Consider the following 24,825-nt stretch of genomic DNA (forward strand, 5'->3'; position numbering starts at 1 on the left):
TGAAGGTTTTCAGTCAGGAGCCCGTATCAGATGAGATCTTCGGAAGCATGGTTGGATGCGCCCGACAGTCTATAGCCGTACCAGAAAAATGCTAGACCAAAAAGTGATATCACTGCCAGTACGTAGAAAAGCGTAGTCGGTGGCGCGAAAGACAGCAAAAAGCCACACAGTATAGGGTTTACCGCGCCGCCTAAATTGCCTAAGTTTTGTACCCCATAATAGCTGCCTTTCAAGTGAGGTGGCGCAATAAAATCGATAAACAAGTATTCAACCGGGATCACAATCACTTCACCGAGGGTGAAGATCGCCATGGCGACCATCCAAATAGGAATGGAACGCTCAGCCAACGCAAACCCAATGAGCCCAAGACAGAAAAAGAGCGTGCCAAGCATTAGCCAGCGCAACAGATTTTCTTTATTCATTTTGCGGCTGAGCAAATACTGCAAGCCGATGACGACGGTTGCGTTCACCGTCATTACCGAACCAATCACTTGATAAGCAAACTGCGCATTGCTGACGGTAATGAGATACTGGGACAAGTAGCCAGTAAACTGCCCTGCAACCACTGCACCCATGGTGCTGCCAAGGGTGAAAAAGATCAGCCGCCGGTCGTGGCTTAAGACTTTAAAGGTGGCTCGAAAACTGAGCCGCTGCTCGGTAAACACCGCATCGCCGTTCGTCGGCGGAAGCCCGTAACCGTCTAAGCGTAGCCAAAGGGTGAGTCCAACGAGAAAGGCCAGTAGGCCAGAGAGCAAAAACGGCAGCATAGGATAGAATGACGCTGCGAAAACGCCGAGCGCTGGACCAACGGCCCAGCCAACCTTGACCAAGGTGTAATTCATAGAAAAGCCGCGAATGCGTTCACTCACCGGCAACCATTCGGCAAAGCAGGCTTTAATGGCAATGCTGAAAATAGAATAAGCGGCGTGCAGTAGCGCCAATACGGGCACCATCCAGAGCACGTCGTTAAGCCATGGCATAATACAAAACGTCAAAGCAAATAGGGCAATGCTGATAATCATCAAACGGTGTTTATCGAATTTATCAACCAGATAACCACCGTAAAAGCTGGCGACAATACCAAGAGCAAGACTGACACCTAAGACTAACCCCACGCTCTCAGGTTCAAGATGAAAATGCTCAGTCATATAGATGGTAATAAAAGGCAGCGTAATGGCGCGCCCTATAGTTAATATGAGCGATGAAATTAATAGCAGGGTAATTAGTGGTGGGAATCCTTTCAGCCTCATATATTGACATCTTATTAGGTGCAGTTTACGCATGGTAAAGGGGCGAACGATAGCTACTGAGTGTATTAGAAAAAACGGAGTCGGCTAGTCTAAACAATAAATTCAGTAAGTTATTTATAATTTATGACTCGTTTAGCGATCAATGACTGCCACAAACCAGAAATCGTAAAGAAAATACTGAAGTGAAAAATAAATGTTTGTAAAAGATTCAATGGCAATCCATTACCATTGTTCACTATGTGGCTTATGGGTGCTCGGCAACGAGTCTGGCTTGTTCAGACCATGCGTGGAGCTGTTTTGTATAGATAAATTTGATGGAAGGAAAGGGCTCTAATGGACTGTTCACCGCGATATAAACCAGACATGGGTAGCTTTCTGGCTGTGATTTTTTAGCAAAATCAAGTAGCTCACTTTCATCGACTAAAGGATCTGAATTGGCGTCGAGGTCATATAGGAAAGAGCTAATGACCCATTTGTAATATTCATCATAATTATATATTAGCTGCATAATATTCCTCTCTTTTAAATATATAAATGCAGCTTTATATTTTGTTTTTTTAAGCGCCTAAATACCAGCGCTATTTTCATTAATTTCGTATCGCTGATACTAGCCGGTAATAATAGTGTTTAAAAATCAAATGAAATGAATACAAATGGAAAACTCTGAAAAGTTATTCCTTACTTTTGGTAGCATAATTAATGGCGATAAAAGTAAGTTTAATGGAAAAATACAAGAGTCTTATAGACTCTTGTATTTCGGTGGGTAATGGCGTAATTACACGCCTAACCGATCGCGGATTGTATAATAGGCGGCACCGATAGCGGTGAATGGAATTTGTAAATTTCGTCCACCAAAGAAAGGAAGATGAGGAAGTTTAGCAAAGGCATCAAAACGTTCGGCGTCGCCACGCAGCACTTCTGAAATCAGTTTCCCGGCTAGATGAGTACAGGTAACGCCATGCCCGCTATAGCCTTGCATGTAGTAAATATTATTCTCCAACCGACCAAACTGTGGCATGCGTGATAGGGTCAGCAAGAAATTACCAGTCCAGCGATAATCAATTTTCACGCCTTTCAATTGTGGGAAAGTTTTCAGCAATTTTGGCACGATGAGATTATCAATATCGTCTGGGTCACGAGCACCGTAAACTACGCCGCCGCCATACAGCAAACGGTTATCGCCGGTTACACGGTAGTAGTCTAAAAGATAATTACAATCTTCAACGCAGTAGTCTTTCGGAATTAATGAGGCAGCCACGTCGGCTTGTAGAGGCTCCGTTGTTACAATTTGAGTACCACACGGCATGCTGCGGCGCGCTAATTCCGGTTCGACTTTATTTCCCAGATAGGCATTCCCCGCGACGATAACGTATTTCGCCTGCACTTGACCTTTTTCAGTAACAACCGTGGCAGGTGTGCCATGCTTAATTTTAACAACCGGAGATTGCTCGAAGATCCGCCCACCTTGCATGCGGATCGCCTCTGCCTCACCTAGCGCTAAATTAAGAGGATGAATGTGACCACCGCTGTGATCTAATAATCCTCCAACGTAGCGATCGGAGGCGATCTCTTCACGCACGCGGTCTGAATCTAAAAGTTCAAGCTGAGTATTGCCATAGCGTTCCCAATGGGCTTTTTGTTCGATGAGCGTGTGGTATTGCTTGTTATTGAGCGCAACGAAAATGCCGCCGGGTTTGTAATCACAGTCGATGGCGTAACGTTTGATGCGCTGGCGAATAATTTCAGCGCCTTCAAACATCATACTGCCCAGCATTTTTGCGGTGTCCATCCCGTAGCGTTGTTCAATCACGTCAATATCGCGGCTGTAGGAGTTGACCAACTGACCACCGTTACGTCCGCTGGCGCCAAAGCCAATGCGCGCTGATTCTAGCAAAACGACGTCATATCCCGCTTCAACTAGGTGCAGTGCGGAAGAAAGGCCGGTATAACCACCGCCGACGATACACACGTCGCATTGAACGGATTCGGTCAGCTGTGGGTAAGGCGCGTGTGGATTCGCGCTGGCGGCATAGTAGCTATTTACATGTTCAGTCATGATGTTTACTCCAGCGAGATCCAGATAGTTTTCAATTCGGTGAATTTTTCTAGGGCGTGCAGTGACTTATCGCGGCCGTTACCGCTCTGCTTATAGCCACCAAACGGCACGGTCATATCGCCATCGTTGTAGTTGTTGACGAATACTGAGCCCGCTTTCAGGCGGCGCGACATGCGATGGGCTTTGGAGAGATCGCGGGTCCAGATGGCTGCGCCTAAGCCATAGTCACTGTCGTTTGCCAGCGTGAGCGCTTCTTGTTCGGTGGTGAAGGTCGTAACGGCGAGTACCGGGCCAAAAATTTCTTCACGTGCAATGCGCATTGAATTGTGAACGTCGGTAAAAATAGTGGGACCGAGATAGCTGCCATGTTCACCTTGTGGGTGATCGCGGCCATCCAGATACAGGTTCGCACCTTCAGCAAGCCCTGCTGCGATATATTCATTCACTTTTTCGCAATGATCGGCATCGATAAGCGTGCCCATCACGGTTTCAGGATCGAGTGGGTTACCCGGTCTGAAGGCCTGAGCCTGTTCGCGCAGAATACTGAGGAACTCGTCTTTGATACTTTCTTCCACCAATAAACGCGTGCCTGCGATACACACTTGGCCTTGATTGTAGAAAATACCCGCCGCCGCATTAGCCGCTGCTTTTTGCAGATCGGGGCAGTCGGCGAAAATTATATTGGCGCTTTTGCCGCCGGCTTCGAGCCAAACGCGCTTCATATTGGAATCGCCCGAGTCTTTCAACAGCTGTTTGGCGGTGCGCGTGGATCCGGTAAATGTCAGTACGTCGACGTCCGGGTGGCGAGAGAGAGCTTGTCCTGCGCCTTGGCCAAAACCTGAAATCACGCTCAATACGCCGTCGGGTAACCCAGCTTCTTTGGCTAAACCAGCGACACGTAGAGCGGTTAACGGTGATTTTTCCGACGGTTTTAAAATAACGCTGTTACCCGCGGCTAAGGCTGGCCCGAGTTTCCAGCAGGCTAGCAGGAGAGGGAAGTTCCAAGGCACGATGGCGGCCACAACGCCAACGGGCTCACGTTCAATTAACGCAAGGGCATCTTGAGCCGTTGGCGCAATTTCGCCATACACTTTGTCAATGGCTTCGGCATACCAACGCAGAGAGCGGATAGCTCCGGGAATATCATCACGTAGGCTATGGCGAATAGGCTTGCCGGTATCCAGTGTTTCCAGCAGCGCCAGCTCCTCGTGATGCTGTTCCATTAAATCAGCCAGCTTCATTAGCGTAGCTTTGCGTTTTGCCGGTGGGGAGCGCGACCAATCCCCCCGCTCAAAGACTTCACGCGCTGCGCTAACGGCCTGATTCACATCGTGCTCATCTCCCTGAGCGACGCGAACCAGCTCACGCTGACCCGCCGGATCTTCCACGGCAAACTGTGCGCCATCGGCGGCCTGCTGATAACGGCCATTAATAAACAGTCGGTTCTCAATCTCTAGGGCGCGAGCCCGTTGCTGCCAGTACTGCAAATCGTGAAAGTCCATGCGTTCCCCTTAATTCCCTTCGACATGGCATTGCAGGGCAATGCCAACGGCGTTGGGTTTTATCTATATCTCGACATAGGCGTCAGAATGTTGTGGGTGTATGGGCGCTGATAATTCGACATATACGCGCCGACGTATTGCTGAAGCTATGCGGAATGCCGGTGTTAATGGCATAACTTTGTCCGGCTTCTAGGTGATAAATCTGGCCATTGACCGTCAGCATCACTTCCCCTTCCAGCAGGGTGCCTATCTCTTCACCCTGATGTTTTATGCGCTCACCGGTTGTGGTGCCTGGCTCATAAGTTTCGATCATCATGGCTAGCGTGCGGTTAGGGTTGCCGTTGTGAATGAGCTTCATGGAAACCCCTTGGCTGCCAATTTCAATCAAGTCCTCGGCGTTAATCACAACCTGTGGTTCATCTGGCTTTTCCTGTTCGGCAAAAAACTCCGACAGTGACAACCCATAGACCTTGAGCAGTTTTTGCAAGGTGCTAATGGCTGGGCTGACTTTATCTTGTTCGATGGTGCTAATAGCACTGTGCGTTAATCCAGACAGTTCAGCTGCCCTGCGCTGTGACAATCCCAATTGTTGACGGATATGTGACAGGCGTTTTCCTGGCGCCAAGCTGACATCGCTCATATGCATATTTCCTTATTGATAGTTCTTATCAGGCTGGCTGTTTTTTTCAGCACTGGCGTTCTGACAAGCGGTGATAAAACCTTCAAACAACAAGCGGGATAGGGCGTATTCATCGCTATTCCATTCAGGATGCCACTGCACGCCCAAGGCGAATGGGTGATCGTGGACGCTAACCGCTTCCACTAAGCCATCGGATGCCTTAGCTTCGATGCGTAGACGTGGCCCCAGCGTTTTGGCGCCTTGACCATGCAATGAGTTAACCCAGAACTTGTTGCAACCCGGTACTAATTGAGAAAGTAAACCCCCTGCCTGTACCAGTACTTCATGAGAGGGGGCATATTGTTGCTCCAGCGGAAGTTCTGGATCTTCGCGATGCTCCAGTAACTCCGGCTGTTCATACAGGCGGCGATACAGCGTGCCACCGGTTGCCACCACCATTTCCTGTAACCCTCGGCAGATGGCGAAAAGGGGAATGCGCCTTTCGAGTGCGAGGCTAATCAGCGCCATACTCAAACTATCACGCCCTGGATCGGCGTCAGGCTCATCGCCGTTTTCACCATATAGGTGCGGCTGCACATTGCTTGGGCTGCCCGGCAGCATAATGCCGTCCAGATGGGGGAGAAGCGATTCTAATAGCTCAGGTTCAGACAGCGCATGTGGCAGGGCCACCGGAAGTCCACCTGCATTCAATACGGCATTTAGGTACTTTTCTTGCAAGGTTTGCGTTAGGTGCCCGTGCACCCTGTTCCTACACATGACAACGCCAATCACCGGCCTGTTAAATATATTGCCCATACCACCCTCTCCGCTTGGTCTAAATTATGAACACATTGCTTCCATACAGCGCCTTTCCGTTCAATATTTTCTCAATCTAGCAGTGGTAAGCGTAATATTCAAACTAATTGCAACACTTGCGAAACATTTTGTTTGCATCTACATTTCAATTGTGGACATTATATCGAGCAGTCCAAACGGTCAGATCCACGGTCTTCAAACAATGGCGGGTGAATCATGCAAACCAATATCGTAGAAGTTGAAAACTTTGTTCAGCACAGTGAAGAGAGACGAAGTAGCGCGTTCCAACGCGAAGTAAAAAATTACTTGGAACGCTATCCCTCCACGCAGCACGTCGATGTACTCCTTACCGACCTTAATGGTTGCTTCCGTGGAAAGCGTATTCCTGTTGCTGGGCTGAAAAAGCTTGAGAAGGGCTGCTATTTCCCTGCGTCGGTGTTTGCGATGGATATTTTGGGCAACGTGGTTGAAGAGGCTGGGTTAGGGCAAGAGCTCGGTGAGCCCGATCGTACCTGTATCCCGGTACTGGGATCGTTAACGCCATCGGCGGCTGACCCTGAATTTATCGGTCAGGTTCTACTGACCATGCTGGATGAAGATGGTACTCCCTTTGACGTTGAGCCACGTAACGTGCTGAATAATGTCTGGCAGCAGCTACGCCAGCGCGGATTATTCCCCGTGGTAGCGGTAGAGCTGGAGTTCTATCTCATCGATCGCCAACGCGACGCCGAAGGCTATCTTCAGCCGCCATGCGCGCCCGGTACTCAGGAGCGAAATACCCAAAGTCAGGTGTATTCAGTTGATAACCTGAATCACTTTGCTGATGTGTTAAGCGATATTGATGAACTGGCGAAGTTACAACAAATCCCAGCCGATGGCGCGGTAGCCGAAGCGTCTCCGGGGCAGTTCGAAGTTAACCTAAACCATACCGATAACGTTTTACTGGCCTGTGACCACGCGCTCTCGTTAAAGAGACTGGTGCGCATGGTGGCTGAAAATCACGATATGCACGCCACCTTCATGGCGAAGCCTTATGAAGAGTATGCGGGCAGCGGTATGCATATTCATATCAGTATGCTCGATAGTAAAGGCCAAAACGTTTTTGCCGACGACGATGGTGAAGACTCTGCATTATTGAAGAAAGCGCTGGCGGGCATGATGGAACTGATGCCTGCGTCGATGGCGCTGTTGGCGCCAAACGTCAATGCTTTCCGCCGCTTCCAGCCGGGCATGTATGTACCGACTCAGGCTTCTTGGGGCCACAACAACCGTACCGTTGCATTGCGCATTCCCTGTGGCGATCGCGACAGCCACCGTGTTGAATATCGTGTTGCAGGCGCGGATGCTAACCCGTATCTGGTAATGGCAACGGTGCTTGCGGGCATTCTGCACGGTTTAGACAACACGCTTACGCTGGCAGAACCGATCACCGGCAACGGCATTGAGCAGGACGGCCTGCCATTCCCAATCCGCCAAAGTGATGCTCTGTATGAATTTGAAGAACAGCAAGCGTTGCGCTCGCTGCTCGGAGAGCGTTTCAGCCATGTTTACCATGCCTGTAAAACCGATGAGCTTATTCAGTTTGAACGCATGGTGACTGACACTGAGATTGACTGGATGTTGAAGAACGCCTAATACCCTTTATCTTTCAAATTGTAGATGCGTTGGCTGCCTTCAATCCCCCCAGTCACTTACTAGAGTAAGCTCCTGGGGATTCATTCAGTTGCCGCCTTTCTACAATCTGAAATCTTTTGGGTATTGGCCGGAAAAATGTTGTAACTCCATCCTCATTCTTCTTTTGTCAGGGAAGGAAACGCACAGGGTGGGGGTTCGAAATTTGAAATTCAAATTCAATTACGGAGTACATCATGTCTGAGAATCAAAATCTGTCCGGGAATGCCTCCAACCAGTCATGGCAGAAACGCCGTGAAGAGGCGGTGGCGGGCGGAGTTTCAACATTACTGCCAGCGTTCATTCATAAAGCACGCAACGCTGAGCTGTGGGATATTGAAGGCAATCGTTATATTGATTTTGCAGCAGGGATTGCCGTGCTGAATACCGGTCATAACCACCCTAAAGTGATCGCGGCCGTTCAGGAACAGCTGACGCGCTTTACGCACCCGTGTTTCCAAGTTACGCCTTATCCAGAATACGTTGAGCTGGCGGAGCGTCTGAATGCGTTGGTGCCGATTAAAGAAGCCACGCAAACGCTGTTGCTCACCACCGGCGCTGAAGCGGTTGAAAACGCGGTGAAAGTGGCGCGTATCGCCACCGGTCGCAGCGGTGTGATTGCGTTCCGCGGCGGTTTCCACGGACGTACCTTAATGGGGATGGCGCTGACCGGCAAAGTTGCTCCGTATAAACAAGGATACGGCCCGTTCCCATCGGGCATTTATCATGCACCATATCCTTCTTCTTACCTTGGCATCACGGAACAGCACGCGTTAGATGCGCTTGATTCCATTTTTGCAGCGGACATCGCACCGAGCGAAGTCGCCGCAATCATTATTGAACCAGTACAGGGTGAAGGTGGTTTCTATGCCGCTCCGGCGGGTTTCCTGAAATCGTTACGTGAAATTTGCGATCAGCACGGCATTGTTTTGATTGCGGATGAAATCCAGAGCGGCTTCTGCCGTACGGGTAAAACCTTTGCTATCGAACATACCGGCGTTGAACCCGATCTGATCACTATGGCGAAAAGCCTGGCGGGCGGCTTCCCGCTGTCTGCGCTGGTGGGCAAAAAGCGCCTGATGGAAAAAGCGTTGCCCGGCGGTTTAGGCGGCACCTACGCAGGTTCTCCGGTGGCTATCGCCGCGGCGCTGGCGGTGACGGATTTGATTAAAGAAGAACAGCTGAACCAAAAAGCTAATCAGGTTGGTGAGCAGATTACGACCGAGCTACATGCGTTGGCTGAGCGTTTCGATTGCATCGGTGATATTCGTGCCGTTGGCGCGATGGTAGCGATGGAGTTGGTGGAAAATCGCGATGCCACTAAACCCAATAAGGCGATAACTTCTGCGTTAGTGAAAGAGGCCGGTAAGCAAGGGCTGATTCTGCTCTCCTGCGGCGTGCGCGGTAATGTCATTCGATTCTTAGCACCGTTAACGGCCGAAAAAGAAGTTATAAAAGAAGGTATGGAAAAGTTGGCTTCAGCACTTTCTGTTGTGACAAAAACAGTGCAAAATGCATGACATAAAGATAACCGGTAGTTTACTGTCGGTTATCTTTTTTTTATCACTATGGCGTAACGACTTCGAGTCTACGCACGTGAACAAACGATGAGCCTGCCCATGTATTCACGGCGCAGGCTCCAAATACAGAGCGCGGTCGGAAGATTCGCGCAATAGCCAGAGCAAAAGTAGTTCTCGCGGCTGTTTTCCACTACCGGACCACGGAGCGTTCAGGCGGTAGCGGTTTACTATGATGACGTATCGGGATACGTCTAGAGGATATAATGATGGTGCATGTTTATGTTTATCCGCCGCGCTTGGGCGAACGCCTGAGCCGCAGCGAATACGGGCCAGCTCACTGTTTTATTGGCGCTTTGCTAAATGAACAAACCTATATCTGTAGTCGATTATCCCGCCGCCTAATACGACGTTTCCCCGCGGCCTCTCTGAATGACGTTAATTTGTTACCAGTAGAGGACAAAGGGGGAAACAGTCATGGCGATTAGCCCTCCTCCTGTTGCTCAGGCTAGCGCGCATGAAGCGGGTAAGCCTCAACTACGTAAATCATTAAAGCTTTGGCAGATTGTCATGATGGGCTTGGCCTATCTGACCCCAATGACCGTGTTTGATACCTTTGGCATTGTGTCGGGTATCAGCAATGGTCATGTGCCGATGTCGTATCTTTTTGCTTTGGCCGGCGTGCTATTTACGGCGATTAGCTATGGCAAGTTGGTACGCCAGTTCCCGACGGCGGGTTCGGCCTATACCTATGCACAAAAAGCCATTAACCCGCACGTGGGCTTTTTGGTGGGCTGGTCATCGTTGCTGGACTATCTTTTCCTGCCGATGATTAACGTGCTGTTGGCGAAAATCTATCTCACGGCGATGTTCCCAGAGGTTCCCCAGTGGATTTGGGTGGTCGGTTTTGTGGCGATCATGACCGCGGCGAACTTGAAAAGCGTGAGTCTGGTAGCCAATTTCAATACCGTTTTTGTTTTGGTGCAGATCTCAATCATTGTGGTGTTTATCTTTTTGGTTGTGCAAGGCCTGCATAAAGGCGAGGGGGTAGGCAAAGTATGGAGCCTCCAGCCATTTGTTAGCGAGAATGCGCATTTGCTGCCGATTATCACCGGCGCTACCATCGTGTGCTTCTCCTTCCTCGGTTTTGATGCGGTAACGACGCTGTCTGAAGAAACCAAGGATGCAGCCAAAACGATCCCGCGGGCGATATTTCTCACCGCGCTGTACGGGGGCATTATCTTTATCTCGGTATCGTTCTTTATTCAGCTGTTTTTCCCTGATATCTCAAGGTTTAAACAGCCGGATGAAGCGTTGCCAGAAATTGCACTCTACGTGGGGGGGAAACTGTTCCAGTCGATCTTCCTGTGCACCACGTTTGTGAATACGCTGGCCTCGGGTTTGGCATCACACGCGAGCGTTTCGCGCTTGCTGTATGTCATGGGACGCGACAACGTGTTCCCTGAAAAAATCTTTGGCTATGTGCATCCTAAATGGCGCACGCCAGCGCTGAATGTGGTGATGGTGGGGATGGTTGCTCTGTCGGCTATCTCGTTTGATCTGGTGACGGCGACCGCGTTAATAAACTTTGGTGCGCTGGTGGCGTTCACGTTTGTGAATATCTCAGTGATTAGCCATTTTTATGTTCGTGAAGGGCGCAACAAAACGTGGAAGGAGCGTTTCCACTTCTTGATTTTGCCGATGATTGGCGCACTTACGGTTGCCGTACTTTGGTTGAATCTGGAGAAAAGCTCGCTAACCATGGGGCTGATTTGGGCTGCGCTTGGGTTTGGCTATCTGGTGTTCCTCACCCGACGTTTCCGCAAACCACCGCCGCAGTTCGAAAGCCAACCGCAGGCGGAATAAAGATCTAAACAGTTATGTCGGGGAGCGAAAGCTCCCCGAATTTTTTGCGAAGCCCTTTCCAATCCTTTGGTTATGCTCTGACATCTCCCCATCGCCATGCTAGTTTTCCCCTCAATAAAAAGGTCATTTAAACAGCAAAAATAATATGGAGTTTTATACCCAAATGGATATAATTGAACGAATGGCAAGGCTTTACCGCAGACCTATCTTTTGGATCGCTGGGTGTAAAAAAGATCTACAGCAGTTGCCGGATGAGGTGAAAGATACGATGGGCTATGCATTGTATCTTGCTCAAATTGGGCGCAAGCACCCGCAGGCAAAGCCATTAAAGGGTTTTCATGGCGCGGGGGTATTAGAGATCGTTGATGATGATGGGTGTGGAACGTATCGCGCTGTTTACTGTGTTCAATTCAAACACGCGGTTTATGTGTTGCATGCGTTTCAAAAGAAATCATCTTCTGGGATTTCGACGCCGCAAACCGATATGGAAAAGGTCAAAGAGCGTTTAAAAGCGGCTCAACAACATGCAAAGGAAAATCACTATGAAAAATAATCTAGAGATCGAAGCCGGTGGCGATAGCGTCTATGAAGATCTTCAGTACACCAACGCTCAAGAGATGCAGGTAAAGGCGCAGCTGGCAGCCATTATTGCTGAGTTGCTACAGGAGCGAGATCTTTCTCAAACGGAAGCGGCTGCGATACTGGGAATGACTCAGCCCAAATTATCTAATTTGCTACGTGGGCAGTTTCGCGGCATTAGTGAGTTTAAAATGCTGTCATGCCTGATGTGTTTGGGCGGCCAAATTAACATTCAGGTTAAAAAGCCACGGCTCAAAACAACTCGCGGGCACTTAACCGTATCAGTGAGCTAAGTGCATTAATGGCCCGGATGGTTTCTTTTTCCGCGCACCATATCGGTAGCTAAATGACGATAGCGCCAGTGCTGTTGGAACAATTCGTAGACGCAAAATGCCAACCCTAGCCAGATGAGGGAGAAGCTAATCATCTTCGGCATATTGATAGGCTCTCCGAAGGCGAGCACCGCCAGTAAGAATTGGAGAGATGGCTCAACATATTGTGCAAGACCAATCACCGTCAGCGAGGTACGTTTAATGGCTGCGGCGAACAGCAGCAGAGGGGCGAAGGTGACCGGTGCCGTCAGAGCATACAGGATATAGGTTTTTGTGCCGGAGCCTGCCAGAATGCTGCCACCGGTGGCATGCAGCCAAAGGGTGATGGCAATCGCCAGCGGTAGCATCCACAGGGTTTCTAACGTTAGTGCGGTCATGATGTCGTAGCGAATAAATTTACGCACCAACCCATAAAATGCAAACGTGCTGCCCATTGCTAGGGCGAGAAGTGGAACGTGGCCAAGCAAAATGACCTGATAGACCAAACCCGTGATGGCGAGCACTACGGCGATACGCTGAAAGCGGCTGAGTTTGTCGTGCAGAAACACAACGCCTAACGCAATAGAAAATAGCGGGTTGGTGAAGTAACCAAGGCTGGCATCAAGCACCAGATTATGGGTGAGCGCATAGATAAACGTTGTCCACGAGACGCTCATGATCAGGCCACCTAACAGGCAACAGAACAGAGAGCGTTTATCTTGCCAAACCTGCTGCCATGACGTTCGGTTTTTAAATAACAGACGTAGCAGAAGCAGCAGAGGAATAGACCAAAACAGGCGTTGCGCCAGTAACTCAAGCACGTTGGCATCTGGCAGCATTTTATAGAATAGCGGTGTAATGCCCCACAAGATAAACGCGAGAACGGCCAAGACTGGCCCGTTTTTCAGCCACATATTTACGACCTGTTTTGAATAAAATCTATACCCGCCATACTTCAAGCTGCATTTTGTTGGCCGCGCCTAATCATCCTAAGCACTCACTGTCCGCCTCAATGTAACTCGAATTATTTTGGGTATGTATATTGTAAAATAAAGAAAATACGTCTTCGCGACCTACTTTAACCGTTGGTAAGAAAACCGAGGGTGATGTAGCTCACCCTCAATGATAAATCTTATGAATGTTAACCGACTAACTGCTTTGCATATTCATACAGTTCTTTAAGCTGGGCCAGTTTTTCTGGATTGTCTTCGTGGCGGTTATACAGCTCTTCCAACTGATGAATGTAGGTTTGAACGCGTTCAGGCGTCAGTGCTGCCTGACGATGTAATTGCCAGCGACGCTGTTCATCATCGGTAAGCGTCGCTGGGAAGTTACGTGCGCGATAGCGGAACAGCAAAGGTTGAACGCGTTTATCGTTGAACGTCAGATCGAGAGCCGGAAGATTTTGTGGCAGGGTTTCTCTAATAATTTGCATTGCCGTTCTGTCTGCATCGCTAAAGAAACCATCATACAGCTGGGCGTCAACGTCTTCTGAGGCTTTGAAAGGCTCGGCCTCTGCAAATACCGCGACAACTTTGTCTCGCAGCTCAGGATGGTTGCGCAGAAGTAGTAAATTATCCATGCAATGTTGGCGATCAAGACCCAAGCGTTCGGCATTCTCAGGGCGCAACGTTTGGTCTGGTGCAAGTACCGGACATTTGTTGATATGCACGAGTTTTAAAGGAACAGGCGACGCGGTGCCAAGTTCGCTGCGACGAGTATAGAGCCGTTCACGCAGGGCATCGGTATCCAGTTCCAGCAGCGGAGACATATCTCCAGCCAGATCGCACATGATCACCGCATTTTTATTGTCAGGATGCCATGCCAGCGGTGCGACTAAGCTCGTGTTGCCGCGCAGAGCGCCAAACATGCCGGAAATATGCACTAACGGCTTCATGTTGGCGATATCAATCAGCGCTGAAACTTTGTGCTTATTTCTCAGTTGGAACAAATAATCAAACAGCTTAGGCTGTGCTTGTTTCACTAACTTGGCCAGTGCGATGGTGGCATAAACGTCGGCCATAGCGTCATGGGCATTTTCATGTTCTATACCGTTGGCTTTCGATAAATGCTCCAATTTAAAACTTGGCAAACCTTCATCGTTTTCCGGCCAGTTAATCCCCTCAGGGCGCAGTGCGAAGCATGTGCGCAAAACATCGAGCAAATCCCAGCGTGAATTGCCGTTTTGCCAGCTGTACCCATAAGGATCATAAAAGTTACGATAAAAGATATTCCGGCTGACTTCATCATCAAAACGAATGTTGTTGTAGCCCATAATGCAGGTGCCGGGCACGCTGAACATCTGGTTTATTTGCCGGGCAAACTCGGCCTCGCTAACGCCACGCTCTAACGCAACCTGAGGTGTGATGCCGGTGATCATGACGGCTTCTGGCTGAGGAAGATAATCGTCGGCAGGGCGACAATAGATCACCAAAGGTTCTTCAATGATGTTGAAATCAGCGTCTGTCCGCACGCCAGCAAACTGGGCAGGGCGATCTAATGCCGGATGTTGACCAAAGGTTTCGTAGTCGTGGATGAGGAACGTGGGCGCGGCCTTGCTCAAAATAACATCTCTTATCAGAAAACAAAGTGGCGACTAGTGTAACCGCGAAATTGATGAAACCCAAAGGCTGGGACAAAACACGCGGGAAACATCGCATTAATTATTTATCTGGTTGTGCTAAACGGCGTTTGTTGTTTAATTATTTTTTCGATATTGGGTACACTTAGCAAAGATAGGTATTTTCATGCGCTGTTATCCTTAAGGTATCGCTTGTGCGTCTCAATAGAGCAATTTCTCCCCTCGAACATGTGATTTATGGTCACTACAAAGCCATCCACGGAATACGTATGGCGATTGCGTTTGTCATCACCTTCTTGGCGATTCGTCTATTGCACGTACCTGAAGCCACGTGGCCGCTGATCACGATGGTGGTGGTGATGGGGCCAATTTCGTTTTGGGGAAACGTAATTACCCGCGCGCTGCAGCGTATCATGGGCACGGTTTTTGGTGCCGCATCAGGTTTAGTGGCGCTTTATATTGAAGTTTTTTCCATGCCGCTGATGCTGGTGTGGTGTGCGGTCGTCATGTTTGTGTGCGGCGTGCTGGCATTAGGCAAACGGCCCTATATGGGGCTTTTAATCGGGATTACTCTAGCCGTGGTTTGCGGTGCAGGGCCTGGTGACATGAATACCGCATTGTGGCGAAGCGGGGATGTGATTATTGGTTCGTTATTAGCACTGCTTTTTACGTCGATATTCACCCAAAAAGCATTTGTTCACTGGCGTTTAATGATGAGCAAAGAGCTCAAAAATATGAGCAGTTTTTACAGCGCTCATATGTCTCCGAACGTGTTAGAACGGCCTCATTTAACCAATAAGCACCAGCAGATCCTGAATGAACTCGTTAAAATACGCACGCTAATTTCACCGTGCGTGCGTGAAACTCGCATTGATAAAGATGTATTTAATGCTATTCAGGTGATGAGCCGCAATTTAGTTTCCACGCTTGAGCTGTTGACCGATGCCTATTGGGCAACGCGTGAAAGCCATTTTATTATGCTGAATGCGACAAAACTGCGTGAATTCCAAAAGCTGTCGATCAATACGCTGAATGCACTTTCCAATGCGCTGCTCAGCGGAAGCATTGAAGGCAATTTAAGCGATCTGCCTGAAATGGTTGCAGTTTCTGGTGAGCTTAAAGCCTTAATGGAAAATGCTAAAGCGTGTGAAAATATTGAGGCCCCTATCTATGGTTATGTTTGGCTTAATATTGAACTGGCGAAACAGCTCGATGAGCTTAAAGACTTGATCGGTATGGTGTTAAGGAAATAATTGTGACGATCCCTCAGAACGGGGGATCGTCTGTAGTTTGGGTAGTAACATTTGATAGTAAGATTTGATAGCAAGATTCGATCGTGAAGTGGGTGTCAGATTTTACGGTTCCCGCCATCCCGCTAACGCCTTTCCTCTACAATATTTTTTCATTTTGTGACTCTATTCGCTTTTTAGCTTATTGGTGCTTGCCAGTAATTTTCAATTTAATGAATATATAAACATTCAAGAAAATGAAGATTAATTATGAGCCGTAGTTTTATCAAGAAAGAGGGCGTCGCGCAGAGCAGTTTAGCGCGTTACTTATTGGGTGAAAAATCCGGTAACCGTTTGAAAACCATCGATGAGCTCGCTAGCGAGTGTGGCTTTTCCGTGGGGTTGATACAGGCGGCGTTAAAGACTCTTGAGAAAGCCGGTGCGGTAGCGGTGGAGCGTCGTGGGCGCAATGGCAGCTATCTCGTCAGCATGGATAACAAAGCCTTATTGGCTTTTGCTGATATTGGTAACGTCGTCTGTGCGATGCCACTACCTTACACGCGGCTCTATGAAGGCTTAGCCAGTGGGCTAAAAGCGCAGTTCGATGGAATTCCGTTTTATTACGCCCACATGCGCGGTTCTGACGTCCGCGTCGAGTGTTTACTGAACGGAGTTTATGATTTAGCGGTTGTCTCCCGATTAGCCGCGCAAAGCTATCTTGAAAAAGACGATGTGCGGATGGTGTTGGAGCTTGGCCCACATACGTATGTGGGTGAGCACAAATTGATTTGCCGAGCGGGTAACCCACCGATTCAGCGTGTGGGTCTGGACCCTCGCTCAGCCGATCAGCGCATCATGACGGATGCTTACTTTGTGGGTCAGCCGGTTGAAATACTTGATGTGCCTTACCACGAATGTCTGACGCGTATCGCTAAAGGTGATATTGACGCGGTGATCTGGAACGTCACCAACGATGCGGATTTAGCGGCATATGGCCTAGTAGCCAAACCGTTGGCAGGCGATCCTCGTTTCACCGAGGCTTCAGAGGCCGTGGTGTTAACGCGGGCAGATGATATTCCTATTCAACAACTGCTGCGTACCGTGGTGGATAAAAAAGAGCTGCTTGCCCATCAACAGCGTGTGCTGGCAGGTGTTCAGGAACCGAGTTATTGATGCTATCTCAAGAGGGCAGTATGGAAGAGCGGCTAAATCTGCTGTGTCAGGCAGGAATCATTGATAAGGATATTTGTGACGGTCTGCTGAGCGTCGTCGTGCAGCTTGAAACCGAGTGGTCAATACCCGTTCGCAATGAACAGGGCGCAATGGCGATCACGCATATGGCGAACGCGCTGATGCGTAGTCGTCGTGGTGAAGAGATCGGTCCTTTGGACCCCGACCTAATGGACGAAATGGTGAGCTCGGAAACCTGGCCGCAGCTACAGCCAATTCATAAAGCGATGCTGGCTCCATTCGATGTCCAGCTCCATCCGAATGAAGAGGGATATCTGTTGGCCAATTTGTTCAGTCTATGGATGGTGAGCAGGGGCTAGCAGGCGTAGCTAACGTGAAGTGTCTATAACTTAAATATTCAAAAAAATGATGATTTAAGTTTTTTTATCATCAGCATGGAATTGAGAGGCAAGGGCATGTTTATTGGAGCACTCAAGGCACAAAACCCGGCACTGATTCAGGCCGCTCGTGAGCTATGGCAGCAAGGCGTTATTTTGCCAGATACCTGGGTTGTCGATGTCGATCAGGTCATGGAGAACGGCCGTCTATTGCTTGAAGCGGCATCTAGGCACGGCATGACTCTCTATCTGATGACCAAACAGCTTGGACGCAATCCGTGGCTGGCGAAAAAACTGATCGAGCTCGGCTTTCATGGCACCGTGGCCGTGGATTTTAAAGAAGCTCGTATGTTGCGCCATGCCGAGGCGCAGGTTTCCCATGTCGGTCATTTGGTTCAGTTGCCTAAGTGCCAAGTGTTTGAAAGCGTGAATTTAAATACAGAGATGATCACTGTATTTTCGCTTGAGAAGGCTCGTGAAATATCTGCTGCCGCGCTTCAAATTGGGCGTGTCCAGCCCATTATGCTCAAAGTTTTTGCCGACGACGATAAGTTATACCCCGGGCAAGAGGCTGGCTTTCCTCTTTCTGCACTTGATGACGTTGTTGAGGCGATTGGGTCGCTTTCAGGGGTAAAACTCACCGGTCTAACACATTTTCCTTGCCTGCTGTGGGATGAAGAACAGCAGCAGACATTGCCAACGCCCAATTTGCATACGTTGTTGCATGCTCGCGATCGACTGCGCAAGCACGGCATTGATATTACTCAAATCAATGCGCCATCGGCTTCAAGCTGCAGCACTTTACCCTTGCTCGCCGGTTTCGGTGTCACCCATGCAGAGCCGGGACACGCGCTAACCGGCACTATTCCTGCAAACCAACATGGCACTGAGCCTGAGCGCATCGCGATGCTCTATCTCACTGAGGTTTCTCATCAATTTCAGGGCAACAGTTACTGCTTTGGCGGTGGTTACTACCGCCGTGGTCATGCTCAACATGCGCTGGTTTACCCGCCACTAAGCGATCACGCGCTGCCAGCAAAACTTTTGCCTATCGATGACAGCAGCATTGATTACCACATTCCGCTGGCAGGTGAGTTTCCGGTTGGTAGTCCGGTAGTGATGTGTTTTCGCACGCAGATATTTGTTACGCGCAGCGACGTTGCGTTGGTATCGGGCATTTCTCGCGGTATGCCAGTGCTCGAAGCGCTGTATGACAGCCTCGGCAACCCGGTCCCTGGAGGCCCACATGAATAAGTTTGTGGTTGTGGTAATAGACAGTTTTGGCGTGGGCGCGATGGACGACGTGTCGCAGGTCAGGCCACAGGATATCGGAGCTAACACCTGCGGGCATATTTTGCAGCATTTTCCGCAGCTTCAGTTACCTACGCTGGAAAAACTGGGTTTGATTAACGCACTTGGCTATCAAGTGGGCGCGATGAAGCCGTCAACGGAAGCCGTTTACGGCACGGCGGCTTTGCAGCATGAGGGGGGCGACACTTTCATGGGGCATCAGGAAATTCTCGGTACGCACCCTAAGGCCCCGTTACGCATGCCTTTCTCGGCGGTTATCGATGATGTCGAGCAGGCGCTAATCGCCGATGGTTGGCAGGTCGAACGTATCGGCGATGGTTTGCAATATCTGTGGGTGAATCAAGCGGCGGCCATTGGCGACAATCTCGAAGCCGATCTCGGGCAGGTATTCAACATAAGTGCCAATCTTTCAGCTATCTCGTTCGACGCGGTGTGTTCTATTGGCAAAATCGTACGCCGCTGCGTGCAAGTGGGGCGCGTGATTGCCTTTGGCGGTTTGCTGGAAAGTAGTCAGCAAATTTTGGATGCCGCCGAAGAAAAACAGGGCCAGTTTATCGGCATTAATGCTCCACGCTCAGGTGCTTATCACCGTGGTTTTCAAGTCGCGCATATGGGATTTGGCGTGGACGCTAGCGTTCAGGTGCCGAAAAAACTGCATGATGCAGGCATTAAGACCGTGCTGGTGGGCAAAGTGGCCGATATTGTCCTCAACCCGCACGGTGTGAGCTATCAGAACTTGGTGGATAGCCAGCAAATAATGGATATCACTTTGGCGGAAGTGAGCAAGCCGGGGAGTGCGTTTATCTGTACTAACATTCAGGAAACGGACCTTGCTGGACATGCTCAGGACGTTGAGCGCTATGCCGAGCAGTTACAACTGGTAGATAAAAATCTTGAACGCCTGATGCAAGTCATGGATCAAGGAGACTGTCTGGTCGTGATGGCGGATCACGGCAACGACCCGACGATTGGCCACAGCAAACATACGCGTGAAAACGTTCCGTTGCTGGTCTGGCAGCCGGGCATTGTCCCGGCGCAGCTGGGGGCCAGAGAAACCCTCTCTGATGTTGGGGCGACCGCGTGCGACTACTTCAATGCAGCTGCGCCACAGAACGGCACTTCATTCCTTTCGTTGCTACATACCAATGATAATCGAGGCAACCATGACTGAGCAAAAACGCATCGATGCATCGGGCTACACCTATGCCCACGAGCATCTGCATATCGACCTATCGGCGTTTAAAAACAACATTGATTGCCGCTTGGATCAGTACGATCTGATTTGTGCGGAGATGAAATCGCTCTATGGGCAGGGTGTACGCAATATCATCGAAATGACTAATCGATACATGGGGCGTAATCCGCAATTTATGCTGGATATCATGCGAGATACGGGGATGAACGTCATGGCCTGTACCGGTTATTACCAGCATGATTTTTTCCCCGCTCATGTTGCTATCACCAGCGCAGAAAAGCTGGCGAAAGAGATGATCGACGAAATCGAAATCGGTATTGACGGCACTGAATTGAAAGCGGGAATTATCGCGGAAATCGGTTCCAGCGTTGACGTGATAACCGACGTTGAAGCTAAAGTTTTTGCCGCTGCCGCGATAGCCCATCGTGAAACGGGGCGCCCGATCTCTACCCATACCTCGTTTAGCACTATGGGCCTTGAGCAACTAACGCTGCTAAAAAACCATGGCGTAGACCTTTCGCGCGTTGTCGTCGGCCATTGTGATCTGAAAGACAATCTCGACAACATTCTACGCATGATCGAACAGGGTGCTTATGTCCAGTTCGATACCATCGGAAAAAACAGCTATTACCCAGACGAGAAGCGCGTGGCAATGCTGCAAGAAATTGCCAAACGCGGACTGCTCGACCACGTGATGCTTTCCATGGACATCACTCGCCGTTCCCACCTGAAAGCGAACGGTGGTCTTGGTTTTGACTATTTGCTGACAACGTTTGTGCCTTTGTTGCAGGAGGCTGGCTTCACTCAGGCCGACGTTGATTTGATGTTACGTGACAACCCCTCTGTCTTCTTTAAATAAGGATTTCCCATGAAAAAGATCGGTGTTGCTGGCTTACAGCGTGAACTCATGAAAAAAACTATCGAAACCGCCGCACCAGGCTGCTTTGAAGTATTTATCTATAACGACATGGAAGCTGCGATGAAGGTGAAATCCGGCCAGCTTGATTACTACATTGGCGCTTGTAATACCGGTGCCGGAGCGGCGTTGTCCATTGCCATTGCGGTGATTGGTTATAACAAAAGCTGCACAATTGCTAAACCGGGCATTAAGGCGAAGGAAGAGCAGGTCGCCAAAATGGTTGCGGACGGCAAAATCGCCTTTGGCCTGTCGGTTGAACATATCGAACATGCCATCCCGATGTTGATTGCTCATTTAAAATAAAGGCAGCGCTATGGATTTTTATATTCAAATAGTCGTGGTCGCCTGTCTGACAGGGATGACGGCGCTGCTGGCGCACAAGTCAGCAGCCGTCTTCCACGACGGGATTCGACCGATTTTGCCTCAGCTGATTGAGGGGAATATGAACCGTCGTGAGGCGGGGAGCATTGCCTTTGGTCTCAGCATTGGCTTTGTCGCATCGGTGGGTATTTCGTTCACCTTGAAAACCGGTTTGCTCAACAGCTGGCTGCTGTTTTTACCGACGGATATTCTCGGCGTGTTGGCTTTTAATGGTGTTATGGCATTTGGGCTAGGGGCGATATGGGGCATTTTGATTCTCACCTGCCTGCTGCCGGTAAACCATCTGCTGACGGCGCTGCCAGTGGATGTACTGGGCTCGCTGGGCGAACTAAGCTCTCCGGTGGTTTCTGCTTTTGCCCTGTTCCCTCTGGTGGCTATTTTTTATCAGTTTGGCTGGAAGAGTAGCCTGCTCGCTGCGGTTGTGGTGCTGATGACGCGGGTTATCATCGTGCGTTACTTCCCGCATCTGAACCCAGAATCTATCGAAATTTTTGTCGGTATGATAATGCTGCTGGGCATCGCGATTACTCTGGATCACCGTACTCGCGGGGAGCGTTCGGATGACGATGGGCAGTCGGTTTTTGAGGAGCGCACTTCGCGTATTATCAAAAACCTACCCTATATTGCGATTGTCGGTGGGCTGATTGCCGCCGTTGCCAGCATGAAGATTTTTGCCGGTTCAGAGGTGTCGATCTTTACGCTTGAGAAGGCGTATCACGCGGGTCTAGATCCTGCGCAGTCACAGACGCTGATTAATCAGGCGGCGTTGGCGGAGTTTATGCGCGGGCTGGGCTTTGTGCCGATGATTGCCACCACGGCATTGGCGACCGGCGTGTATGCGGTAGCCGGTTTCACCTTCGTGTTTGCCGTTGGGTACCTGATCTCTAACCCATTAATTGCCTTTGTAGCGGGGGCGCTGGTGATTTCCGCTGAAGTGCTGTTGCTGCGGTCTATTGGTAAGTGGTTGGGGCGTTACCCTTCGGTGCGTAATGCTTCGGATAACATCCGTAATGCAATGAATATGTTGATGGAAATGGCGTTGCTGGTTGGCTCGATCTTCGCCGCGATCAAAATGGCGGGCTACACCGGTTTTACCATCGCGGCTGCGCTTTATTTCCTCAACGAGTCGTTGGGTCGTCCGGTGCAAAAAATGGCTTCCCCCGTCGTGGCGGTGCTGATAACCGGTATTGTGTTAAACATTCTCTTCTATTGCGGCCTGTTCGTTCCGGTCTGATCCCTTGCTCTTGCCTGCCGCGACGTTTGCGGCAGGCTTTGATGGAGAACACAGTGTGAAAACCTGGCCTTTGCAGAGCCTGACGATGGAGCAGGCGCAGAATAAGCAGTTCCGGCTGGTGGATATTATCTGTCGCCACTTTCCCGGCAGTGACTTTCTCAACGCGGGTGATTTAGGTCTGGTTCCAGGTCTGAATCAGCCACAAATGACGCAACGGGTGGAAGCCGTTCTCGCTGATTTTTTTGCCGCACCGAAGGCTGTTTTAGTGCAGGGGGCGGGGACCGGGGCAATTCGCAGCGGTCTGGCCGCTGTATTGCGGGCAGGCGACACGCTTCTTATTCATGATGCGCCGCTTTATCCCACCACGGCGGTTATTGCCGAGCAAATGGGCTTGCTGCTTGTTCGTGCCGATTTCAATCAGCTTGATGAAGTTGCCCGTGCGATTGAGCAGCATCGCCCGCAGGCGGCACTTATCCAACACACCCGTCAGAAAATAGATGATTCTTACTCCCTGCGCGAAGTCATCGCCTGTTTTAATCACTACGGATTGTCTTCGCTTACTGACGATAATTACGCGGTAATGAAGGTCGAGAATATTGGCTGTGAATGCGGTGCGACCTTGTCAACTTTTTCGTGTTTTAAACTCTTTGGCCCTGCCGGCGTTGGGGTTGTGGTCGGTGATGAGAACGCGGTGAATGCAGTGCGTAAAAGCATGTACTCCGGCGGTAGCCAGATACAAGGGATACAGGCGATGGAGGCGTTGCGAGGTTTAGTTTTTGCGCCAGTGATGCACGCGGTGCAGGCGCAGGTGAATGATCGTCTGGTGGCTGAGCTGCAAAGCGGGGCAATCCCACAGGTGAAACAGGCGTTTATTGCTAATGCGCAGTCCAAAGTTTTGCTGGTGGAGTTTCATGAACCAATTGCGGAAAAAGTGCTGGCGGGTGCGAAAAAACTAGGCGCGTTGCCGTATCCGGTTGGCGCAGAGTCTAAGTACGAAATTCCGCCGCTGTTTTATCGAGTGTCTGGCACTTTTCTTCTGTCTGATCCGACGCTTCAACAACGCATGATCCGTATTAATCCAAACCGCAGCGGGGCACAGACGGTTTTGCGTATTTTGCAGGAAAGCTGTCGCTTGTTATAGAGCGTAGTAAAACGCCCGATGCGTTTATCCATCGGGCGCCAGATACGCGCTTTTTAGTGCAAACCTAGTGTTTTGCAGCCTGCTGTGCGGCATCGATCCAGCCATCAAACGTGGCCTGATGGGCTTTAATCCAGCCGTTTATATGGCGCTCAATATCCGCTTCTGAGTTTTCACCTTGATGCATACGCAGGTTTTGCGCATTGACGTCAGCAATTGGCAATTTCATTTCAGCAAATAATTTTGCCGCCGCTGGGTTTTTCTCGGCGAAGGTTTTATTGGCCACGATCTGCATATTATTAACTGGGAAACCGTAGTTAGCACCGTTTGGCAGCTTGGTATCAACATCTTTCAGGCTGCCCGGTAAGGCTGAGAACGGCACCTGTAGCCAAACAACATCACGCCCAGGTTTGAGCACGTCGCTCACCCAATACGGCGTCCATGTGTAGTAAAATACCGGTTTGCCTTCTTTAAAGCGAGTCATGGTGTCGGCAATCAATGCTGAATAGTTGCCTTGATTATGTTCAACCGTATCATTCAAACCGTAGGCTTTGAGCTGATAGTTGATTGAGGCTTCACATCCCCAACCCGGCGTACAACCGGCTAAATCTGCTTTGCCGTCGTTGTTGGTATCAAACAGCTTGGCAATTTTGGGATCTTTGAGCTGCTCAATATTGGTGATGTGATACTGATCGGCGGTTTTTTTGTCGATCAAATATCCCTGTGCCGCCCCTGTTACGTACTGGCCTTCACGGTAGAATTTTTTATCGCCACCGGCGCCGTTGTACATATCAGAGTGAAGCTGATCCCAATTCACCGCGAGGAAGGTGGCATCACCCGCCGCAACGGAGGTGTACGCCACGTTGTAATCCACTTCTTTGGTTGGCTGTACGTCATAGCCTAATTTTGCTAGCGCCTTGCTCACCAGTTGGGTCTGGAAAGTCTCTTCGGCAATACTGCTCTGAATTGGCTGTACAGACACGCCTTTGCCCGGCAATTCTGCTGCCTGAGTGGAGAAGGAGATGGAAAGCGTACCGAAGGCCAGAGCGGTAACGGCAAGCATAGATGCGATACGTTGTTGA

24 protein-coding genes are annotated in these 24,825 nt (G+C 49.9%); 15 read left to right on the plus strand and 9 right to left on the minus strand.

From position 1 onward, the window contains the following. Positions 1-26: 26 nt before the first annotated feature. The 6 genes from AB3Y96_RS07225 to puuD form a co-directional block, all read right to left on the minus strand. Positions 27-1,244: an MFS transporter gene (locus tag AB3Y96_RS07225; protein WP_367300288.1), complete on the minus strand. Its 1,218-nt coding sequence runs from the start codon at positions 1,242-1,244 to the stop codon at positions 27-29. Positions 1,245-1,494: 250 nt separating this feature from the next. Further along, on the minus strand, positions 1,495-1,758 hold the full coding sequence (locus AB3Y96_RS07230) for a hypothetical protein (RefSeq protein ID WP_367298833.1): 264 nt from the start codon (positions 1,756-1,758) through the stop codon (positions 1,495-1,497). Between the two features lie 267 nt (positions 1,759-2,025). Then, a complete protein-coding gene (locus tag AB3Y96_RS07235) occupies positions 2,026-3,306 on the minus strand; it encodes an FAD-binding oxidoreductase (protein WP_072309225.1) in 1,281 nt (426 codons plus the stop codon). Between the two features lie 5 nt (positions 3,307-3,311). Then, positions 3,312-4,808: an aldehyde dehydrogenase PuuC gene (gene puuC, locus AB3Y96_RS07240; protein ID WP_367298834.1), complete on the minus strand. Its 1,497-nt coding sequence runs from the start codon at positions 4,806-4,808 to the stop codon at positions 3,312-3,314. An 82-nt stretch (positions 4,809-4,890) separates the two neighbouring features. Further along, on the minus strand, positions 4,891-5,448 hold the full coding sequence (gene puuR / locus AB3Y96_RS07245; RefSeq protein ID WP_025800824.1) for an HTH-type transcriptional regulator PuuR: 558 nt from the start codon (positions 5,446-5,448) through the stop codon (positions 4,891-4,893). 12 nt (positions 5,449-5,460) lie between these two features. Beyond that, entirely contained in the window at positions 5,461-6,243 is a 783-nt protein-coding gene (gene puuD / locus AB3Y96_RS07250) for a gamma-glutamyl-gamma-aminobutyrate hydrolase (protein WP_072309227.1), read from the minus strand. Positions 6,244-6,459: 216 nt separating this feature from the next. Here puuD and AB3Y96_RS07255 point away from each other — a divergent pair, with 216 nt between their 5' ends. The 6 genes from AB3Y96_RS07255 (at position 6,460) to AB3Y96_RS07280 (ending at position 12,169) form a co-directional block, all read left to right on the plus strand. Further along, on the plus strand, positions 6,460-7,878 hold the full coding sequence (locus AB3Y96_RS07255; RefSeq protein WP_025800826.1) for a glutamine synthetase family protein: 1,419 nt from the start codon (positions 6,460-6,462) through the stop codon (positions 7,876-7,878). A 233-nt stretch (positions 7,879-8,111) separates the two neighbouring features. Continuing rightward, positions 8,112-9,434 (plus strand): 4-aminobutyrate--2-oxoglutarate transaminase, encoded by a 1,323-nt coding sequence (gene gabT / locus AB3Y96_RS07260; RefSeq protein ID WP_367298835.1) that lies wholly within the window; start codon positions 8,112-8,114, stop codon positions 9,432-9,434. A 263-nt stretch (positions 9,435-9,697) separates the two neighbouring features. Next, positions 9,698-9,919: an ABC transporter permease gene (locus AB3Y96_RS07265; RefSeq protein WP_367298836.1), complete on the plus strand. Its 222-nt coding sequence runs from the start codon at positions 9,698-9,700 to the stop codon at positions 9,917-9,919. Continuing rightward, positions 9,909-11,297 carry an APC family permease gene (locus AB3Y96_RS07270; protein WP_072309231.1) on the plus strand — a complete coding sequence of 463 codons (1,389 nt, stop codon included), beginning with the start codon at positions 9,909-9,911 and terminating at the stop codon, positions 11,295-11,297. The genes AB3Y96_RS07265 and AB3Y96_RS07270 overlap by 11 nt, the downstream gene beginning before the upstream one ends. A 163-nt stretch (positions 11,298-11,460) precedes the next feature. Then, positions 11,461-11,850, plus strand: a complete 390-nt coding sequence (locus AB3Y96_RS07275; protein ID WP_052123004.1) for a type II toxin-antitoxin system RelE/ParE family toxin — start codon at positions 11,461-11,463, stop codon at positions 11,848-11,850. Beyond that, positions 11,840-12,169 (plus strand): helix-turn-helix domain-containing protein, encoded by a 330-nt coding sequence (locus AB3Y96_RS07280; RefSeq protein WP_072309232.1) that lies wholly within the window; start codon positions 11,840-11,842, stop codon positions 12,167-12,169. The genes AB3Y96_RS07275 and AB3Y96_RS07280 overlap by 11 nt, the downstream gene beginning before the upstream one ends. Positions 12,170-12,174: 5 nt before the next feature. On the opposite strand, the gene rarD is transcribed toward AB3Y96_RS07280, so the two are convergent. Together rarD and sbcB are read right to left on the minus strand one after the other, a co-directional pair. Beyond that, positions 12,175-13,101 (minus strand): EamA family transporter RarD, encoded by a 927-nt coding sequence (rarD, locus tag AB3Y96_RS07285; RefSeq protein WP_072309233.1) that lies wholly within the window; start codon positions 13,099-13,101, stop codon positions 12,175-12,177. Positions 13,102-13,328: 227 nt separating this feature from the next. Further along, positions 13,329-14,753: an exodeoxyribonuclease I gene (gene sbcB, locus AB3Y96_RS07290; RefSeq protein WP_367300289.1), complete on the minus strand. Its 1,425-nt coding sequence runs from the start codon at positions 14,751-14,753 to the stop codon at positions 13,329-13,331. Positions 14,754-14,962: 209 nt separating this feature from the next. Here sbcB and AB3Y96_RS07295 point away from each other — a divergent pair, with 209 nt between their 5' ends. From AB3Y96_RS07295 to AB3Y96_RS07335, 9 genes are all read left to right on the plus strand, one after another. Next, on the plus strand, positions 14,963-16,021 hold the full coding sequence (locus AB3Y96_RS07295) for an FUSC family protein (protein ID WP_072309235.1): 1,059 nt from the start codon (positions 14,963-14,965) through the stop codon (positions 16,019-16,021). A gap of 246 nt (positions 16,022-16,267) precedes the next feature. Beyond that, the gene (gene yhfZ / locus AB3Y96_RS07300; protein WP_072309236.1) at positions 16,268-17,170 is read left to right on the plus strand and encodes a GntR family transcriptional regulator YhfZ; all 903 of its coding nucleotides are present in this window, start codon (positions 16,268-16,270) and stop codon (positions 17,168-17,170) included. Between the two features lie 20 nt (positions 17,171-17,190). Continuing rightward, a complete protein-coding gene (locus tag AB3Y96_RS07305) occupies positions 17,191-17,547 on the plus strand; it encodes a PRD domain-containing protein (protein ID WP_367300290.1) in 357 nt (118 codons plus the stop codon). 96 nt (positions 17,548-17,643) lie between these two features. Next, positions 17,644-18,819, plus strand: coding sequence for a YhfX family PLP-dependent enzyme (locus AB3Y96_RS07310; protein ID WP_072309237.1), 1,176 nt, complete (start codon positions 17,644-17,646; stop codon positions 18,817-18,819). Continuing rightward, complete coding sequence (locus tag AB3Y96_RS07315; protein ID WP_367298837.1) at positions 18,812-20,047, plus strand: phosphopentomutase; 1,236 nt, start codon at positions 18,812-18,814, stop codon at positions 20,045-20,047. The genes AB3Y96_RS07310 and AB3Y96_RS07315 overlap by 8 nt, the downstream gene beginning before the upstream one ends. After that, positions 20,040-20,930, plus strand: a complete 891-nt coding sequence (locus tag AB3Y96_RS07320) for a phosphotriesterase-related protein (protein ID WP_072309239.1) — start codon at positions 20,040-20,042, stop codon at positions 20,928-20,930. Before AB3Y96_RS07315 ends, AB3Y96_RS07320 begins: the two co-directional genes overlap by 8 nt. Before the next feature lie 9 nt (positions 20,931-20,939). Beyond that, a complete protein-coding gene (locus AB3Y96_RS07325; RefSeq protein WP_072309240.1) occupies positions 20,940-21,293 on the plus strand; it encodes a DUF2620 domain-containing protein in 354 nt (117 codons plus the stop codon). Between the two features lie 10 nt (positions 21,294-21,303). Further along, positions 21,304-22,605 (plus strand): YhfT family protein, encoded by a 1,302-nt coding sequence (locus AB3Y96_RS07330; protein ID WP_072309241.1) that lies wholly within the window; start codon positions 21,304-21,306, stop codon positions 22,603-22,605. Positions 22,606-22,660: 55 nt separating this feature from the next. Beyond that, entirely contained in the window at positions 22,661-23,746 is a 1,086-nt protein-coding gene (locus tag AB3Y96_RS07335) for an aminotransferase class V-fold PLP-dependent enzyme (RefSeq protein WP_367298838.1), read from the plus strand. A 64-nt stretch (positions 23,747-23,810) separates the two neighbouring features. Here the strand turns inward: AB3Y96_RS07335 and proX are convergent, their stop codons facing one another. Further along, positions 23,811-24,806 carry a glycine betaine/L-proline ABC transporter substrate-binding protein ProX gene (proX, locus tag AB3Y96_RS07340; RefSeq protein ID WP_367300291.1) on the minus strand — a complete coding sequence of 332 codons (996 nt, stop codon included), beginning with the start codon at positions 24,804-24,806 and terminating at the stop codon, positions 23,811-23,813. Between the last annotated feature and the right edge of the window lie 19 nt (positions 24,807-24,825).

Origin of the sequence: Hafnia alvei (assembly GCF_964063325.1) — a bacterium.
Taxonomy (GTDB): Bacteria; Pseudomonadota; Gammaproteobacteria; order Enterobacterales; family Enterobacteriaceae; genus Hafnia; species Hafnia alvei_B.